Raw genomic sequence first — 1624 nt, forward strand, 5'->3', positions numbered from 1 at the left:
GCCGTCCTATTTACTCTTACCGCTTGTCCGTTGTTCACTTCTGGGCTTTGATTTTCACTTATATGTGGGCTGGTTCACACCACTTGCACTACACCGCATTGCCTGACTGGACTCAATCTTTGGGTATGGTATTGTCTTTGATCCTGTTCGCACCTTCTTGGGGCGGTATGATCAACGGTATCATGACTCTGTCTGGTGCATGGGACAAACTGCGTACCGACCCGATTTTGAAATTCTTGATCGTATCTCTGTCCTTCTACGGTATGTCTACCTTCGAAGGCCCGATGATGTCTATCAAAACAGTTAACGCTCTGAGCCACTATACTGACTGGACTGTTGCGCACGTTCATGCCGGTGCATTGGGTTGGGTAGGCTTCGTAACCATCGGTTCCGTTTACTACATGATCCCACGCCTCTTCGGTAAAAACGAAATGTACAGCACCAAATTGGTTGAAGCGCATTTCTGGATTGCAACCATCGGTGTGGTTCTGTATATCGCCGCGATGTGGATTGCCGGTGTGATGCAAGGCCTGATGTGGGGTTCTTTGAACGAAGACGGCACACTGACTTATTCCTTTGTCGAATCTGTAAAACGTACCATGCCTTACTACATGATTCGTTTCACCGGCGGTCTTCTGTACCTGAGCGGTATGTGCATCATGGCATATAACGTTTACCGTACTGCTATCAGTGGTAAAGCGGTTGATGCTGAGATTCCTGCGGTTTCTCAAACCCAACACCACTAATAATAAGAAAGATAGGCTACCAAAATGAAATTGCAACAATTAGCTGAAGAAAAAGTTGGTGTACTGATTGTATTCACCCTGCTTGTAGTCAGCGTCGGCCTTCTGATCGAGGCTGTCCCGCTGTTCTTCTCCAAGGCAGTTACTGAACCTGCGCCAGGCGTGAAACCATACAACGCCTTGCAAGTGGCCGGTCGTGATATTTACGTACGCGAAGGCTGCTACAACTGCCACTCTCAAATGATTCGTCCATTCCGTGCAGAAACTGAACGTTACGGCCACTACTCCGTTGCCGGTGAGTCTGTTTATGACCATCCGTTCCAATGGGGTTCTAAACGTACCGGTCCGGATTTGGCTCGTGTCGGTGGTCGCTATTCTGATGAGTGGCACCGCATCCACCTGCTGAACCCGCGCGACGTTGTGCCGGAGTCCAATATGCCTGCATTTCCATGGCTCGCACGCAATAAAGTCGATGCCGAGGCAACTGTGGCGCATATGAAAGCCCTGCGTAAAGTGGGTACACCTTACAGCGATGAAGAAATTGCCAAAGCACCTGAAATGCTGGCCAACAAATCAGAGCTGGACGCTGTTATCGCCTACCTGCAAGGCTTGGGCTTGGCATTGAAAAACGTAAGGTAACATCATGGACGCTAACTGGGCTCGCTCGCTCTTTACTGTTTGGGTATTCATCAGCTTTATTTTAGTCCTCTATATTGTGTTCAATAGACGCAATAAGAAAAACTATGATGATGCAGCCAGCAGTATTTTCGATAATGACGAACAAAGGCCGTCTGAAAAGGACGATCAAGCTCAGTCAGTCCGTGATCACGGAGCAAAATAATGAACACAACATCCCAATTTACCAGTAGTTTCTGGAGTAT

The 1624-nt window shown here is 48.1% G+C and carries 3 protein-coding genes; all 3 read left to right on the forward strand.

Annotation, left to right across the window (positions count from 1 at the left end; genetic code table 11):
- A partial coding sequence (locus tag ACTHUR_RS10970; protein ID WP_440398589.1) for a cbb3-type cytochrome c oxidase subunit I occupies window positions 1–746 on the forward strand: 746 nt, incomplete at its 5' end.
- A gap of 24 nt (window positions 747–770) precedes the next feature.
- Window positions 771–1382, forward strand: coding sequence for a cytochrome-c oxidase, cbb3-type subunit II (gene ccoO, locus ACTHUR_RS10975; RefSeq protein WP_063075589.1), 612 nt, complete (start codon window positions 771–773; stop codon window positions 1380–1382).
- A 4-nt stretch (window positions 1383–1386) separates the two neighbouring features.
- Window positions 1387–1584, forward strand: coding sequence for a cbb3-type cytochrome oxidase subunit 3 (locus ACTHUR_RS10980; protein WP_003748776.1), 198 nt, complete (start codon window positions 1387–1389; stop codon window positions 1582–1584).
- Window positions 1585–1624 lie beyond the last annotated feature (40 nt).

Source organism: Neisseria sp. P0021.S007 (assembly GCF_051956855.1).